14 protein-coding genes are annotated in these 15086 nt (G+C 48.0%); 4 read left to right on the forward strand and 10 right to left on the reverse strand.

Annotated features, from left to right (window positions below):
• Window positions 1-29: 29 nt before the first annotated feature.
• The 6 genes from QM717_RS15850 to QM717_RS15875 form a co-directional block, all read right to left on the reverse strand.
• Complete coding sequence (locus QM717_RS15850; protein ID WP_415038900.1) at window positions 30-581, reverse strand: GldL-related protein; 552 nt, start codon at window positions 579-581, stop codon at window positions 30-32.
• Window positions 582-615: 34 nt separating this feature from the next.
• Window positions 616-1209, reverse strand: coding sequence for a hypothetical protein (locus QM717_RS15855; protein WP_415038902.1), 594 nt, complete (start codon window positions 1207-1209; stop codon window positions 616-618).
• A gap of 4 nt (window positions 1210-1213) precedes the next feature.
• Complete coding sequence (locus tag QM717_RS15860) at window positions 1214-1579, reverse strand: glyoxalase (RefSeq protein WP_415038904.1); 366 nt, start codon at window positions 1577-1579, stop codon at window positions 1214-1216.
• Window positions 1580-1679: 100 nt separating this feature from the next.
• Window positions 1680-3062: a T9SS type A sorting domain-containing protein gene (locus tag QM717_RS15865; protein ID WP_415038906.1), complete on the reverse strand. Its 1383-nt coding sequence runs from the start codon at window positions 3060-3062 to the stop codon at window positions 1680-1682.
• Between the two features lie 183 nt (window positions 3063-3245).
• Entirely contained in the window at window positions 3246-4847 is a 1602-nt protein-coding gene (locus QM717_RS15870) for a helix-turn-helix domain-containing protein (protein WP_415038908.1), read from the reverse strand.
• A 5-nt stretch (window positions 4848-4852) separates the two neighbouring features.
• A complete protein-coding gene (locus QM717_RS15875) occupies window positions 4853-5467 on the reverse strand; it encodes a hypothetical protein (RefSeq protein WP_415038910.1) in 615 nt (204 codons plus the stop codon).
• Between the two features lie 177 nt (window positions 5468-5644).
• On the opposite strand from QM717_RS15875, the gene QM717_RS15880 reads away from it, so the two are divergent.
• The 3 genes from QM717_RS15880 (at window position 5645) to QM717_RS15890 (ending at window position 9425) form a co-directional block, all read left to right on the forward strand.
• Window positions 5645-7117 (forward strand): helix-turn-helix domain-containing protein, encoded by a 1473-nt coding sequence (locus tag QM717_RS15880; RefSeq protein WP_415038912.1) that lies wholly within the window; start codon window positions 5645-5647, stop codon window positions 7115-7117.
• A complete protein-coding gene (locus tag QM717_RS15885; RefSeq protein ID WP_415038914.1) occupies window positions 7095-8210 on the forward strand; it encodes a tetratricopeptide repeat protein in 1116 nt (371 codons plus the stop codon). The genes QM717_RS15880 and QM717_RS15885 overlap by 23 nt, the downstream gene beginning before the upstream one ends.
• A gap of 270 nt (window positions 8211-8480) precedes the next feature.
• Complete coding sequence (locus QM717_RS15890) at window positions 8481-9425, forward strand: T9SS type A sorting domain-containing protein (RefSeq protein WP_415038916.1); 945 nt, start codon at window positions 8481-8483, stop codon at window positions 9423-9425.
• 65 nt (window positions 9426-9490) lie between these two features.
• Here the strand turns inward: QM717_RS15890 and QM717_RS15895 are convergent, their stop codons facing one another.
• From QM717_RS15895 to QM717_RS15905, 3 genes are read right to left on the reverse strand one after another with little or no spacing between them, the layout of a single operon-like run.
• The gene (locus tag QM717_RS15895; protein WP_415038918.1) at window positions 9491-10009 is read right to left on the reverse strand and encodes a hypothetical protein; all 519 of its coding nucleotides are present in this window, start codon (window positions 10007-10009) and stop codon (window positions 9491-9493) included.
• A complete protein-coding gene (locus QM717_RS15900; protein WP_415038920.1) occupies window positions 10006-10404 on the reverse strand; it encodes a hypothetical protein in 399 nt (132 codons plus the stop codon). Before QM717_RS15900 ends, QM717_RS15895 begins: the two co-directional genes overlap by 4 nt.
• A gap of 1 nt (window position 10405) precedes the next feature.
• A complete protein-coding gene (locus tag QM717_RS15905) occupies window positions 10406-10960 on the reverse strand; it encodes a hypothetical protein (protein WP_415038922.1) in 555 nt (184 codons plus the stop codon).
• 166 nt (window positions 10961-11126) lie between these two features.
• Here QM717_RS15905 and QM717_RS15910 point away from each other — a divergent pair, with 166 nt between their 5' ends.
• The gene (locus QM717_RS15910; RefSeq protein ID WP_415038924.1) at window positions 11127-14444 is read left to right on the forward strand and encodes a patatin-like phospholipase family protein; all 3318 of its coding nucleotides are present in this window, start codon (window positions 11127-11129) and stop codon (window positions 14442-14444) included.
• 22 nt (window positions 14445-14466) lie between these two features.
• Here the strand turns inward: QM717_RS15910 and QM717_RS15915 are convergent, their stop codons facing one another.
• On the reverse strand, window positions 14467-14961 hold the full coding sequence (locus QM717_RS15915; protein ID WP_415038926.1) for a hypothetical protein: 495 nt from the start codon (window positions 14959-14961) through the stop codon (window positions 14467-14469).
• Window positions 14962-15086: the final 125 nt, after the last annotated feature.

Below are 15086 nucleotides of genomic sequence, written 5' to 3' on the forward strand. Positions count from 1 at the left end.
CTTTTTTGTTTGGTGAAACTTGTGGCCGGTCAATCCACCTTTCTCAAAGGTGCTTCCTTGGCAGTGAATGGTGCTGCATTTTGCTGTTCCGACTTGTAATCGGTAATCAGAAAATCAATGATGCTGAGCCAAAGCAAGATGTCGGCCGTGTAAAGGAAATCCCTCGGAATCCAATCCATGAAAAACAACGCCGTCCCGATGTATGCGGTTAGAACCCAAGCCAGTTTGAGTTTGTCGGAACGGCCTTTTTCTTCCTTATGGGCAAACCGCAGCAGGTAAATCACCGCAATGGCCAGCAACGAGCCTGATAAGATCACCGTTGCGCCCGGCCAGTGCATGAGCTTGAACAGTGCGCCGATGATGACCCCAACCAAACAACAGGCGATTAATTTGAAATAAGGCGTCTTGATGAAATCGGTGTGCTGCACCAGGAACAGCATTCCGGCCAGTTTTGCAACATTGTAGCCCGTATCGATAAGGAATGTGGCGACAGGGCCCGGTGCAATTGCGGTCATGATCCAACCGATCAAGGCTATAAAGAGCGGTAGGGCCACCAGCAGGATTTTGATTTGATTTTTCATTGTGTTTGGTTTGCGCGGCTAATATAGCATGTTTTCAGGATTTTCTTTTGCGCTTGTTGGGTTTTTGCTCAAAAGAAGCTTCGTGTCTCTTGGCATAAAACAAGGCGGCTGCGGCCAAAAACAAGACGGAGAAAAATCCGAAAACACCCATTCCCCAACGCGCATTTTGGCGGTGTACGCGGTTGTAATCGGCCAGGGTAAGGTAATCGAATTCGTCGGTCGAGGCTTCCAAAACGTGGATGCGTTCGAAATTCCAATAACTTTCCCAAAAAGAAAGCGGTATTTTGCGGGTTATTTTCTTGCCGTAGTCGGTTTGTGAAATTGTAAGCCGAATGGGATTGCCGATGTGAAGGTCTGCTTTGAGGTCGCTACTCGCCGTGCCTTTGAGTGAAACCCCGCCGATGTGGAACTGCAAGCCCGGATATTCGGCCAATTTGATCACCAGTGATTGGGAACGGCGGTGTCTTTCGGTTTTGAGGTTTTCGGATAGCGTGCCATTGAGTTGGATCGTTTCTTTTGGACCGACATCGGCCTGGTTGTAAAAATGGACCGCAAACCACAAGAAAATCAACCCGAATAGGCTGGCGCCGATGGCATAACGCAGATTGGTTCGTACGGTCTGGTCCATATGCCTATTGGTAAAACTTCCCGAAATGCCACAAAATTCCCGACGGATCGTGCAGGAAACATTCTTCTCCCCAGTGCTCCTTGCGGATCGGGGTAAGTTTGACGCCTGGATATTTTGCAGGCAGGTTCAGGGCGTTCAATTCGTTCCAATAATGCGTTACATCGGCTACTTCGAGAAATACCATCGTATTGTCGATCCAGTCCTTGACATACGCATCCTGCAGGTAAAAACCAAAGTCGCCGCTTTTGAAATAAGACATGTTGTAAGGCAGCGGCACTTCTTCAAACCCGAGGTCGGTGTAGAAACGACGCGACAATGTAAAGTCTTTGGCGCCCAGGAAAGGCCGTACGGAAAGGATGTGGTGTTTCATCAGGTCAAGTTTAAAACGAATGTACTCATTTCCATCCAAAAGAAAAAGCCCGCAACAATTGCAGGCTTTTCCTAGTTGTGTGTCCCGAAGACGTTGTGTGTTATTGTTTTACCACTTTGAACGTTTCAAAAGTGTCGTTGCCGAAAGCGACTTTCACCATATAGATGCCGCTGGCGAGTGCCTGCATGTCAACAGTCCCGTTGTTAACAGTAGCGCTCACCTGGCGGCCTTCCATGTTGTAGACCGTCGCGCCGTTGATTTGTTTTTCAGATGAAATATGCAATACATCTTGAACAGGGTTCGGGTAATATTTCAGGGCAGAAGGCACCTCTGGGTTTTCGGTGCCGAGGTTCTCGCTGCAGAATCCTTCTACCGCGAATACCAAATGGTAGCCTTCGTGCGTGACCCAAGTTTCGCCTTGGTCATAAGAAGAAGCGGCAAAATCACCGATGGTTCCAGAAGGTGTCGCTTCCCAAGTTAGGAATTCAGTGGCGTAAGGTGTTGGGATTACTTCGATGAAATAGTTTCCTTCGGTAAACTCGATCGGCTCGAATTTCCACGTAATCAGTACCGAAACCACATCGAATGGTGATCCCGGGAAAGGCCAGTAACCATCGTAATCCTCAGTCTCTGGCCCTTTGTTCTCGAACGTATGCAATACCGGGCCCGGAGCGCCGTTTACCGCGCTTCTGATCTTGATCGTGGCGTTGTGCAAACCGCCGCCCAACAAAAGCGACTGCATCGTGAAGTGGGTCAAATAAAAAGTCGTGTTTGGCGCAACGGTAAAATCATCGGCAACCGAAACGATACTTCCGTTGGCGATAAAAGGCGCCGCTGTGGTGAATCCGTTGGATGGCGTTACTTGTTGGCAGAAATCACCCAAATCAGGTTGTTCCTCGCCCGAAAGCGCGCAGTTGCCTTTTACCTGAAATACTTTGTTGTAATAGCCTGTCCCGCCCCAATCTTCGTCCTCGAAAAGGCTGTAGTCGAATACGCCTGCGGTTTGTTCGTCATCGGTGATTTCCCACCAGGCACTGTATTCGTCACCGGCCGCCGCCGATAATTGGAGGAAGTATCTTCCTTTTTGGAATACCATTTCCGATGGAAGATCGATGGTGATCAAATAACCGTCAAGATTCGGGTCGTCGTTGATTTCATAAGCGAGCGTTTGGGATGCCGGAACCAATCCGTCGAAACTTTGGATGATATTGCCCGGAAGTCCGTTTTGTTCTTCGCGGAACGCCAGATTGACGTATTGCAGGTTGGCCGGACCTTTCAGTACATTGAAGGTGACTTGCGAAGCCGTAAAGGTAAATCCGAATGGTACGTCGAAATCTCCTGCTCCCGAATACTCGGCATCGCCGCCTGTCGACATGTTTTCCCCGATTCCTCTCGAATCAGAGGCCGTTCCATAACCGCACTGCTGTCCGAAGGAAAAGGCGGCTGCGCCCAATAGTAAAAAAGTAAATAATTTTTTACTCAAGCCTGGTAGTTTGTTTTTTTTGTTTTCGTGAATTTTCAATTTCATAGTCGTTGTGGTTTTTTTAATGAAGCCGTAAAATTAGGGAAACAGCAAAACGCATCCGTGCAGATGTCTTTCAAAATATCATATTTCAAAATACAATTAAATATAAAATTGCTGATTTACAGCAAATTGAAGGTTAAATTAGACCGCGTTCTTCCAATCGGAATTGTGGCGTTTTTCTTCCTCGCTGAGAAAAACCGAAGGCGAGATTCCGGTGACTTTTTTGAAAATCGTCGAAAAAGTGCTGTGGGAAGTAAAACCGCAATCTTCTGCCAAATAACTGATCTTGTAATTGACATATTCGCGGTTGTCATGGATTTTACGGCAGATGTAGCCGATACGCAATTCGTTGATGTAGGAGTTGAAATTGTTGTCCTTGTGGGTCTTGATCACCGCCGACAGATAGGCCGGATTGGTTTGTAGTGAAACGGCGAGCATCGAAAGGGTCAATTTGGAATTGCGGAATTCCTCATTTTCCTCGAATTTCTGGAGCTTGCCAAGGATTTCGTCTTCGACCAAAGTAGGGATGGAGTAGTTGGGTTTGGCATCGGGTTCGTTTTCGCTTTCGACTTCTGTTTCGGCTTCCGTTTTGGTCTGCAATGGCATTTCGACGCGGCTTTTGAGTTTCTCGATGATCGACAGGTAAATCGCGTGCTCCCTTTTTTTCTTGCGATTGAGGTAAAATATCGTCCCAATACTGAGCAAAACGACCACAAAAACGGCATAGGCAAGCCATCTGCTGGTCTGTTTCGACGCCAATGCATCTTCCGAAATGTCCTGCTGTTCCACATTGAAGGCCGTGTTGATGGCTTTGCGTTCGTGGCTTTCTACCGTATCGCGCAGCGAAAGGTGTTTTTCGTTGTACAGGCTGTATTTGGTCTTGTCACCGATGCTTTTGTAATTGCGCGCCAGGTTCAGGTACATTTCCATCTTGAGCGATTTGTTGTCGAATCCGGGGTCGTTCAGCGCCGCTTCGAGCGTGTCGATGGCTTGTTGGTGGCGGCCACGCAAGGTGTACACTTCGGCCAGGGAGGAATAAATAAAATACTTGAGGTCAGGACTTTTAACGTCTTTGATTTTCAAAGATTTACCCAAATAAAATTCCGCCGAATCCGGTTGTTTGAGGTAATAATACGAATTCCCGATGTTGTACAAAGACCGGCGGTAATGGTACAGGTTTTTGTCGTCGCGCTTTTGGATCAGTTTCAATTGCTGCAGCGACAGTTTGTAGTTTTTGTTGGCCTCGACAAAGCGCTTGTCGTTCATGTCAAGGTTGCCCAATTCGAGGTAGCTCAACCCTTTGAGGCGGTGTCTTTTGTCACCATTGGGCAGTCTTTCGATCTGCTCGATTGCCCGTTTCAAATAGGGACGCGCCTTTTCGGTCAGGTTCAGGTAAGAGTATTCGTTCGCGATCGATCCGTAAGCCTGTGCCATCATCTGTGCATCGCCCGATTGTTCGGCTACTTCCTTGGCCTGGAACAAATAGGCAATCGATTGGTTGGTGTTGTTGATGCGCGAATAGGTCTCGGCTATTTTTTCGAGTGCCTCAAACTTTTGGCGCGCAGAGTTGCTGTGTTTTGCAAGATAGGCTGCGGTCTTGAAGATTCGCGTTGTATCGGTATTGTCGTACGAATGGAGCGCGGTTTCAAGGCTGTCCAATTCTTTTTGCAGCTTGGTTTGCGCCGCCATCGGATGGAGCAGCAGCAAAACGAACAACGCAGAAAAGAATTTAATGGCCCGCATAACAATTACAAATCTTCAAGTTCATTGGCAATATTGATGCGCGCCTGTTTTTCATATTTCGCGATGAAATGGTCGGTCTTGTAGATCGATTCCATGTCGAGGAAATGCTGCAGCGCTTTTTTTCTGCCGTTGTTGTAAATAAAATCGGGATAAATCGAATATTCCTTTCGGACGTTTTCGGCATAAAGCTGGTAATCGTCCTGTTTTTGCCCCAGTATCGCCAAATCGGCGTCGAGCAGCAAATTGGTGTCGGGATCGGTGGATGGCTCGTGGTTTTTGGTCGCGAGAATCATCGCGTAGCAAGCGGCAATGCGTTCGGGTGGAAAACCAATCAAAGTGAGCCGGTCCTGCGCCATCTTTGCGCTTTCTTCTTCATTGGTGCTGTTGGTGGCTTTGTAGACCAGGTCGTGGTAAAAGGCGGCAAACAACATCGTTTCCCAATCGGTGATCGATTTTTTGACCGAAGTCAGGTCCTTGATCAGGTTTTCGAGATGTGTGATGGTGTGGTAGTGTCTTTTGGGTTCCGAATATTTGGTGAAAATCTCCAGCCATAAATCATTGGCCAGCGCTTTGTCGGGGCTATATTGGGCAACCAGTTTTAAAAAAATATCGGTAAGCATAGTTTGTAATTGGCATGCAAATTTAAGATTTTCTACGGCATGCATCTCTTGATAAAATCTTAAATAGTGAAACTGGGGGCAAAAAAAATGATTTCGAAGTTTATTTTTGGTTTTTTTCACACGAAAGGCATCGATTTTTAAACTAATTTTGGGCAAACCAAACCGCCAGACTTTCGCATGAAACTTTTAAGAATACTGACCCTTTTGTTGATTTGTTCCTGCACACTTTGGGCGCAAACCGATAAAATCACCGAAAGTATTCTGGGCATCTCCGAACAACTCATTTACCGCGACGTTGCCAAAGCCGAAAAACAGGCATTGTTTTTTACGCAAGACCAGGAAAACAAGGCCAATACCGTGTCTGCCTACCTGGTTTTGGCTGATGCGGCTTACCTCAAGGGCCAGTATGCGGCCACGATGAAGAACCTGTATGCCGCCGACACCATCAAACTCTCAAGCACCGAACTGCGTTTCGAGATCAAAAAGAAATTGTCTTTCGTGCGCTACTACAGGTTGTTCGGCTTCGAGGAACTGTCAAGGAAAAATAGTGCGGAAGCGCTGCGTTTGCTCCTGGACAATCAATCCCAACGCAACGACCTGTGGTTTCGTTATCATTTGGAAAATGCATTGGCGGCCAAGACCGCAGCCGATCGTCTAAAAGCGTTGCAACAATCGGAGGATTTAACGGATCTCAGCAGGAAAATCCACCAAACCCCGCTGGATGCAGAAATGCTTTTGTGCTATGCCGCTGCATTTAGGCAGCAGCGCGCCGTGGAATCATTCCGAAAGGCGGTGACGGCCATAGGCAGTCGTTATTCAGTTTTTGGCGCCAGGGCTTTGCTCGAACAGGCCCAGTTCGACAGGGCGGTGGGAAAATCTTCCCTGGAATCCTTGCTCCAGGCCGATGCCTTGCTCGACCAGCACACCGATGTCCCGACGCAACTGCAGGTGGCCCAACTGCTCGCGCAGGATTTTCTGCAAAAGGACGAGGTGGCTTCTTATAAAAAGTATTTCGACAAGCACAAAATGCTCAACGACCAGTTGAACCGTTCGCTCAAGGAAGTGCGCGATGGGATCATTATGCATTTGGAGGCCGAAAAAAAAGCGCAATCGGCCTCGGGTTTCAATTATTACCTGTTGGCGGCCGGATTGCTTTTGCTGTTGTTGTCGGGCGGGGTTTATTTTTATGTGAAAGCCAAAAAGGACTATCGAAAATTCCTCGCGGCCGTCGAGAAAGCCCAAGTACCCGAACAAACGGCGGTACGCCAAATGGCCATCCCGCAGAAAACCGAGGAAGCCTTGCTTGAAAAGCTCGCCAAGTTCGAGAAATCGAACCGCTTCACCAATCCGAACCTGACCCTTGTTACGCTGGCCAAATCGCTCGATACCAACACCAAGTATTTGTCGGAAATCATCAACAAGAACAAGGATGCCAATTTCAACCAGTACATCAACGAACTCAGGATCAATTACATCATCGGCAAGATGAAGGAAGATCCCAAATACCTCAATTACAAAGTGTATTACCTGGCCAAGGAATGCGGTTTTTCATCCCAAAGTACATTCAGTACCGTCTTTAGGGCGTCTACGGGCATTTCGCCTTTGTCTTTTATCAAATTCTTGAAAAATGAAAACAAACAAGTTTCCTGATATTCGCTGTCTTTTGCTGGTGTTGTTGTCGCTGTTGCCGATAGAAAACCGCGCACAGCAAAGCAAGGAAACCGACAGCCTGCTCAAGATAGCCGTGCTCGAGGTCTACAACAATCCGACGCGTTCGATTGAAATCGCACAGAAGATCTACAAAATGCCCCAGACCGACAGCAAGCTCAAGATCAAATCGCTGATGGCCATGGCACAGGCCAACGTCATGCTGACGCGCTACGAAAAAACGCTCGAAAATGCCGACGAGGCGTTGCGCATCGCCAAGGAAACCAACGACTACAACAACCAGATTGTCATTCATAATTTTTTGGGCAACCATTATTTCCGGCTCGAACTCAAGGATAAGGCTTGGCAAAGCCTCAAGGTGGCCGAGGATTTGCTCAGGAACCATCCGCCGGCCGATTCGTCGATCCACCTCAAGGGCAATGTTTACCTGCTCAAGGGGTATCTGTATGCCGACAAGCTCGATTGTGATTATGCCATCATTTATTTTGACAAGGCGGCCGAGAGTTTCGAAAAGGCGACCGACAAGCAACTCGGGAAAATCAACCTTGGCGTAGTCTATACGCACAAAGGCCGGTGCCTGCTCGACAACGGCAAGCTCAAGGAAGCCGAGCAATGTTTCCAGAAAGCCGTCCGGATTTCTGAAGAAAGCAACAACATCGGGGTCAATGTTTTCTCCAGGTTTAGCCTTTCCCAGGTCTATGCCAAACAGCAGCAGTACGCCCGATCGAATGCCTTGCTGCTCGAAACGATCGATGTGGCCAAGGAAGCCAAGCAAATGGAACTCATCAAGGAAATCTACCACCAGCTTTCTGAAAACTACCTTTCCACAAACAACCTCAAGATGCACGCGCATTACGACAAGCTCTACAATCTGAGTCTCAAGGATTTTGACCAAAGCGAAACCCAATCGGTCGGCAAGATTGCACACAAGGCCACCGATGAAGTCGTTGACGACAATCAAGCGGCAGGCATCCGTCCGGGATGGATCGCGTATGTTTTGGGCGGATTGGTCTTGGTCATTGCCATTGTCTTTTTTGCGGTTTTCAAACTCAAAAGGAAAATCAAGAAACCGTAAATTGATTGTGAAATAATCGATAAGAATTTACTTTCAGGTTTCAAAAACGCTTTTAAAATCTTATATTTTAATACACGAATGTCCTTTTGGAGAAGAAGCGCTTTTTTGTGTTTAATATTTTGAATATGAATTGATTGCGCTTTTTTATTTTTTTCATAATCAAGGAAAATTTCCCGAATTCGGCCGTGTTGTCGTTATTTTTTGAGTTGGTTTCGTCCTACATTTGGAACCATCAAAAACAACGCATTATTAACAACCAACACTACCACTATGAAAAAAATTTACTTATGTATGTTCGCCCTTTGCGCCTTAGCCGCCCAAGCCCAAAATGGGACTTATGGCAAGCACGCGAATATGGCGGCACAAAATCCAAAAACACAAAACAATAACGCCTCTCGGTTGCTCGGAACGTGCAACACAGTGGTCATCAATGACACCGAAGAAGAAAACGGGGTGTTCATCAGCGGCATGTCGGGACAAAAGGCCGCGGTCGACATCCCGATCGGTGCAGAACAGCAAATCACCATCAGCGGGATCAAGGTAACCCTGGCCAGCCAGGAAGTGCCCAATTACGTGCATTTGCGCTTCTATGAAAATATCTTGAGTGTGCCAGAAGATCCGGAAGTACAGCCGGGTTTTATTCCGGGTGACATTATGTTCGATGTCAACACCGAAATGGGTGAATTCGAAGTGATCGGCTACGAGCCGTTGCACCAGTTCTACGTAAGACGCATCACTCTGGTCTTGGCCGAACCCATCGTACTTTCTGGCAATCAGGTGGACGGCCGTTACTGGATGGGTGCGCTGTCGAATGCCAATGCCTGGGCTACTACTGCCCATGGTGAGACCGGCGAAGGCGTCGTAGGCGAATCGGTGGCGATGGGCGGCAACAACTTCCAATGGTTCCAGTTGCTCAACATCGAGGCGCAATACGAATTGACGGCGGAGTGCTCGGCTTTGGCCGTAGACCAGTTCAATGCCCATTCGGCGATGGTGGTGCCTAATCCGGCCAGCGATTTCCTAAAAGTGATGACCGCGTCTGGGCAATCGATCGCCAAGGCAGAAATCTTCAACGTTTCTGGACAGAAAGTAAAAGAAATACACGCGAATTTCGACAACATCAACGTGGCTGAGTTAAGCGGCGGCGTTTATATCCTGAAAGCCTATACAAACGAAGACCGAAACTTCACAACTAAATTTGTTAAGCTGAATTAGAATTAGTACCCCAATCAGCTTTATTAGGATGGATGGAAAAGTCCCCAGTTTTCTGGGGGCTTTTTTTATTTCTGGAGTTTGTAGTCCAATTGGAGTTTGCGGAAGAAATTTTCGAGTGTACGCCATTGCTCGTAAGTGACCAAGAATTCGTCCTTGCGGATGATCAAATCAGGGCTGTGCGCATAATGGTCGCAACTGAAGCACAGATCCACATACGACCATTTGCCCTGCCGGTAAAGCAGGATCGAATGGTGGGGCCAGAAACAGTCGACGCCTTCCTCGTCGGTTGTGTTTTTTTGATAGGAAATGACATCGGCCAACTCGCTTTTGAGCTTCGGATTTAATTCGATTTGCTGTTGGATGATTTCGGCATTGGGCAAGCCGTCCTTGAACAGCTCCCGGTCGATGATTGTTGAATTTCCGGGTTGCTCAATGATGAGCCGGTAATCTTCATGGCTGATCAACAGCACTTTTTCCGATTCTTGGATGGCTTTTACCAGATTAAGGTTGGCCGTTTGTGAAAAACAAAAACCACTTCCAAAAATCAAGAGGAAGAAAATGGTCTTTATGGTTTTCCGGATCATTGGGAAAGTTGTTCTTTGAGGTAAATCAAATCGGAATAGGGTGCCTCATTCTCGGTTTCCCATTTTTGTTTGTGTGCCAGGCGTTGGTTGACGGCCTTTAACGAAGCCGTGCGGTCTTTGGCCAGGATTGGCGAAATCAATTCGCGTGTCGGAAAATCGGTCGGATCAAAATACATCCAGACATTGAGCAAGAGCGGCAGGTCCTCGGTAGTGGCCGATTGCTGCAGTTGTTCGAGCGCCGACTGCATTTGTTGTCTTTGCTCTTGCGCCAATGCGGTTTCCGTCTGTGCAATATAAGCACTGTGGATCCGTCCGACGGTTTGCAATGGCGTTTCGGTTTGCTGCTGGGCCAAAGCCGACTGGACAAACCATAAAAAAAGCAAGATTTTTTTCATGTCATGAAGTTACGGATTCTGTTTTTGCCGAACAAAATTTATAATACGCCAACGCATGTCCGGCACCGGTTAGTATTTGCCACAATAAGAACAATGTGGTTTTTTGTTCCAGGAAGATTTTATCGCTAGGTTCCACAAATGAATTCAGTACAAACGCAACGTATCCCATTGCAAAACTGAATACCGATACGGCTGCCGAAAAACGCGACAGCACCAAATGGGCGTACAGCAGGTAAGAAGCCCAAGCGGCAATCCCTCCGATAATTGGATAGGCAATGCTAGGGCTGGCCTTGAGCAGGATGTTTCCCAATGTCACGCTCAATACCAGCATTGCCATCCAAAGACAGAAGATGGCACTGGGGAACAGGAAATAGGCAAACCGTTTGTCCTTTAACTGGGAGTGAATGGGGAGCAGTAGCGCAAGGCTCCAAGAGGCGGGCGGCAGTAGAAAAAACAGCGCCGGATGGTCGGTTTGGAGCAGGTAAGCATTGAGCCCGCCGCTGACCGCTACGGCCGCCACCAGAAACCACAGGGATTTGTTTTGGATTGTATTCATCTGGTTTGTTCTTCCTTGGACAATATAGTATTTATTTGTGATTTTCCGTTTACTAGACTTTTGTCTAGGGATAGATTAGGGATTTAATTATTTGTGTGTTAGAGAATTAAATGTATTTTTGGATAACTTCTCAAACTGTGAATTTTATAACCCTAATCATTATCTTATGGACATTATCACTGATTTATCCTCGGAGGCGGTTTCCTACCTGACCGTCATACAAGACATCTGGCGCAGCAAAAGGGTCTCGGGAACGGTTACAGACGACCAAGGCAGCAACCTATGGGAAATCTTTCCCAAGATCAAGGAAGATCACGAAGCAATGGCCAATTTCAGGACGCGCATCAGCGAGATCATCTGGTCGAGTGCCCGCGTCAAGGACGATGCTTTTATAACGGAATTCTTTTGGATCACAGCCAACCAACTGCTCGAATGGCTCTCGGATAACCTGTCCACTGAAAATGTGGCGGCATTCATGCCTGACTCCAAAATGGGATTGTGGGCAACACCCGACTATTGGCGGAACCAAATCAAGGACATCCTGTACAAACGGCCCGAAACCAGATTGGGACTTGTAGAAGCGCTGCATTACATTCCGGTCCAGATCATTTACGCCTTGGCTGATAGACAGCCCAAGATTTCGGAGCAAAGGCTTTACCAATTCTATTATTTCAAATCAAATCCAGCCGAGGCCAACAAAAATCCGGATCTACTGCTCGAGAAACTGCTTTCCAAGGAAGACGTCAAGAAAATAAAAGAATTCTGGACCGACAGGCACAATACGACCGACGGCAAAAGAGAGGCAGCGAAATCGCTTCTGAGCAACCAATCGGAGCTCATAAAAATACTCAACAAGAAAGAGATTACGGTGCCGTTTTTAAGCCTTTTTGAAGAAGAACTCATCGAGATCGAGCGGGCGAGGGAACTGCGTATATTGGAATTCCATCCCGAGGACCTTTCCCATTTTCCGCTGCAGATTCCCAAGGAGAAAGTAAATTATGACCCTGAAAAGAAACCCGATGCCATGGAACTGGCCGGGCTTGCCTTTTCGGGCGGAGGCATCCGATCGGCTACTTTCAACCTGGGGATTTTGCAAAAATTGGCCGAACTCGGGGTGCTTCCGCGATTTGATTACCTTTCCACCGTTTCGGGCGGCGGGTATATCGGATCCTGGTATACCTCATGGATCTACAGGAAGCAATCGGTTAAAAAAGTCATCGACCGCCTGGACAGCAAAAAGTCGGCAAACCCATTGGCAGAAGAAGTAAGACCCATCCGATGGCTGCGCATGTTCAGCAACTACCTTTCGCCCAACAGCAGCATCATGTCCGCCGATTCGTGGACAGTAGGAGTCATCTGGCTGCGCAATACGATCATCAACCAAGTGGTGCTGTTGTCGATTCTCGTCACGGCGCTGGCGTTGATCGGTTTGTTTTACAAGGCTTGGCAAGGTGTGGGCTATCATGATTTGTCGCCGTTTGTTTTTAGAGGCAGCCTGTTTCTGATCCTGGTAGGCGTTTATTTCGCATCAAGCGGCATGAGTACGTACAGACACCGTGATTCGGCCCTGCAACTGTTTTTGATCGGGAATAAAAAAATACTGGCGCACCTTTTAACCGCGTGGGCATTTTTGGCTGGAATCGTTCTGGCTTTCCATTTTCTGATGCAAAAGGCGGACTACAGCTACGCCCAAAGGATCGAATTGTTGCAGCCTACCGGCTTTTCGTGTTTTGTCGGCATGATCCTGATTGCTTCGATTGGTGGTTATTACAGCATGAAAGAACAAAAGAAAGGGTTGAAAGCCTATTCCTTTCCGTTGCTTGCGGCCATTTTGATTTCCTCGGCCCTGGCTTCCGTTGCATTTGTTTGCTTGTTGGCGGCCTGTTGGGAATTGATCCAATACATCGCCTTGCAGAACAGCATGATGGTCTTTATATTCGGGATTCCGCTGGTCATGGAATCTTTCTGCATCACCGTGGTGGTGCGTATGGTCATCATGGGTAATTTTTTCCCCGATGAACGGAGGGAATGGTGGGGCAGGATGGGGGCCATGCTGCACCGGTTCATTTTCTGGTGGATCGTGATCACGTTTGCGGCGCTGTGGTTTCCCACGATATTCAAATCGTTCAAGGAACAGGTCAAGGAACTGTCTCCGATTATCGGCGGTTGGGTTGGTCTGGTAGGTATTGCCGTGAGGATGGCCTATACTTCGGGGACTTCGGGTGTCAAACAGGACGGCGGCATGGCCCGCGCAAAGGATGTCTTTGTCAGGATCGCCCCGTATTTGTTCATGGCCGGATTTTTATTGATCGGTGCCGCTGTGCTCAGGCTTTTGGAGGACATCAATGGGTTTTCGGGCAGTGCGATACTCCAGTCGGCCTATCTTTTCCTGATCCTGCTCGGGGTAACCATCATATTGAGCTGGCGTGCCGGCGTCAATGAATTCTCGTTGCACGATTTCTACAAAAACCGGCTCGTCAGGGCCTATCTTGGTGCGACCAGGAGACGGACCGACCGCGAACAAACCGCCAACGGATTTACCGGTTTTGACAAAGAAGACGATATTCCGCTGGTGCAAATGACCGGCAAATATACCGGGCCTTACCCATTGGTCAACACCACGCTCAATGCCACCACGGTTTCCGACCTCGACCGTCAGGACCGTATGGCCGAATCATTCGTTTTTACGCCATTGTATTGCGGATTCGACATCAACCCGACACGCTCGTCTTCCTCGATGGAAGACAATGTTTTTAACTTTGGCTACAGACCAACAAAGGATTATTCTAAGGAATCGGGCCCTTTCCTGGGGACGGCGATGGCCATTTCTGGGGCAGCGGTAAGCCCGAATATGGGATACCATTCTTCCTCGGCGACCTCATTCCTGCTCACGGTTTTTAATGTGAGGCTCGGGCGGTGGATTGGAAACCCGAGAAAAAGCACCTGGAAAAATTCGGATCCGGGATGGGGATTGGGCTACCTGTTGAAGGACTTGGTCGGAAAATCGAATATGGACGCCGATTATGTCTATCTTTCCGATGGCGGACATTTCGACAATATGGGGCTTTACGAGCTGATCCGTCGCAGGTGCAGCTACATTGTGTTGGGAGATGGCGAACAGGACGAAAATGCGATTTGTGAAGGGCTTGCCAATGCCATCAGGCGGTGCCGGATCGATTTTGGGGTCGAGATTGACCTGGATGTGGCACAGATTACCGAGAAGGATCCGCAAACGCAATTGGCCCAGGCGCATTTTGTCAAGGGAAAAATCATTTACCCCAACCGAAGCGAACCCGGCACGATCATTTACATCAAGACATCGATTACGCCAATCAATCCGACCGACATCCGCGAATACCACCTCAAGAATCCCAAGTTTCCGCAGCAATCTACCGGAGACCAGTTTTTTGACGAGGCGCAGTTCGAGAGCTACCGCAAACTGGGTTACAATTCGATTGCAAGTCGTAACGACCTTTTGCCCTAACAAAAGCGCTTGATGACCGGAATCACAGCGGGTCGAAATACATACCGGTGAGTTTTTCCGACTCGATGTGTCTTTTTACCGTTTCCGAGACAAAAAAGACCCCGGTGATGGAATCGTCGAAAGCCTCGACCTGTTTGCCTGCTAACAAGGCTTTGTTGTCCGGGAATGCACTTTTGTTGAAACCGACGGTTTGCTTGAAATGCATGATGAAATAGGGCTTGCTTGTTTGCCCGTCATCCACAGTGATCGGGTGGAAATAAAGATTGCTGCCGCAGTATTGTTCGAGTAGCTCCTTGAATTTTTTTGAAATGGTTTCCCAGGGGTAAAGACACATCTGCAGATCGGCGAATGCTTTTCCGTCCAAAACAAATTGTAAGGCATTTATTTCATCGGTTGGGAATGGTGCGTTGTAGGCGACCAAATCCAGGTTGTCGATCTCGGGGACCGTTTCGATCAAGCCAAACTTGCCCCGCCTCGAGGCGTAATCGTTGCTGAACAGCACTCTAAAATATTCCATTGTTTTCGTATTTAATCAAACAACAATCTTGCGTCGCTATTTCAGCGGTTGCGCCAGCCCTTCTAGCCGCGGGCCCAGTCCAAGAAAAAAGGCAATCGCCTCGTCCAGGCATGTTGCTGCAATCC

Origin of the sequence: Flavobacterium sp. (assembly GCF_047602195.1) — a bacterium.
Lineage (GTDB): Bacteria > Bacteroidota > Bacteroidia > Flavobacteriales > Flavobacteriaceae > Flavobacterium.

What these genes read in the sequence shown, in the direction of transcription:
- QM717_RS15875 (WP_415038910.1), bottom strand. Translation starts at nt 5,467, where the DNA reads ATGCTTACCGATATTTTTTTAAAACTGGTTGCCCAATATAGCCCCGAC.
- QM717_RS15915 (WP_415038926.1), bottom strand. Translation starts at nt 14,961, where the DNA reads ATGGAATATTTTAGAGTGCTGTTCAGCAACGATTACGCCTCGAGGCGG.
- QM717_RS15850 (WP_415038900.1), bottom strand. Translation starts at nt 581, where the DNA reads ATGAAAAATCAAATCAAAATCCTGCTGGTGGCCCTACCGCTCTTTATA.
- QM717_RS15900 (WP_415038920.1), bottom strand. Translation starts at nt 10,404, where the DNA reads ATGAAAAAAATCTTGCTTTTTTTATGGTTTGTCCAGTCGGCTTTGGCC.
- QM717_RS15855 (WP_415038902.1), bottom strand. Translation starts at nt 1,209, where the DNA reads ATGGACCAGACCGTACGAACCAATCTGCGTTATGCCATCGGCGCCAGC.
- QM717_RS15905 (WP_415038922.1), bottom strand. Translation starts at nt 10,960, where the DNA reads ATGAATACAATCCAAAACAAATCCCTGTGGTTTCTGGTGGCGGCCGTA.
- QM717_RS15885 (WP_415038914.1), top strand. Translation starts at nt 7,095, where the DNA reads ATGAAAACAAACAAGTTTCCTGATATTCGCTGTCTTTTGCTGGTGTTG.
- QM717_RS15870 (WP_415038908.1), bottom strand. Translation starts at nt 4,847, where the DNA reads ATGCGGGCCATTAAATTCTTTTCTGCGTTGTTCGTTTTGCTGCTGCTC.
- QM717_RS15910 (WP_415038924.1), top strand. Translation starts at nt 11,127, where the DNA reads ATGGACATTATCACTGATTTATCCTCGGAGGCGGTTTCCTACCTGACC.
- QM717_RS15860 (WP_415038904.1), bottom strand. Translation starts at nt 1,579, where the DNA reads ATGAAACACCACATCCTTTCCGTACGGCCTTTCCTGGGCGCCAAAGAC.
- QM717_RS15890 (WP_415038916.1), top strand. Translation starts at nt 8,481, where the DNA reads ATGAAAAAAATTTACTTATGTATGTTCGCCCTTTGCGCCTTAGCCGCC.
- QM717_RS15895 (WP_415038918.1), bottom strand. Translation starts at nt 10,009, where the DNA reads ATGATCCGGAAAACCATAAAGACCATTTTCTTCCTCTTGATTTTTGGA.
- QM717_RS15880 (WP_415038912.1), top strand. Translation starts at nt 5,645, where the DNA reads ATGAAACTTTTAAGAATACTGACCCTTTTGTTGATTTGTTCCTGCACA.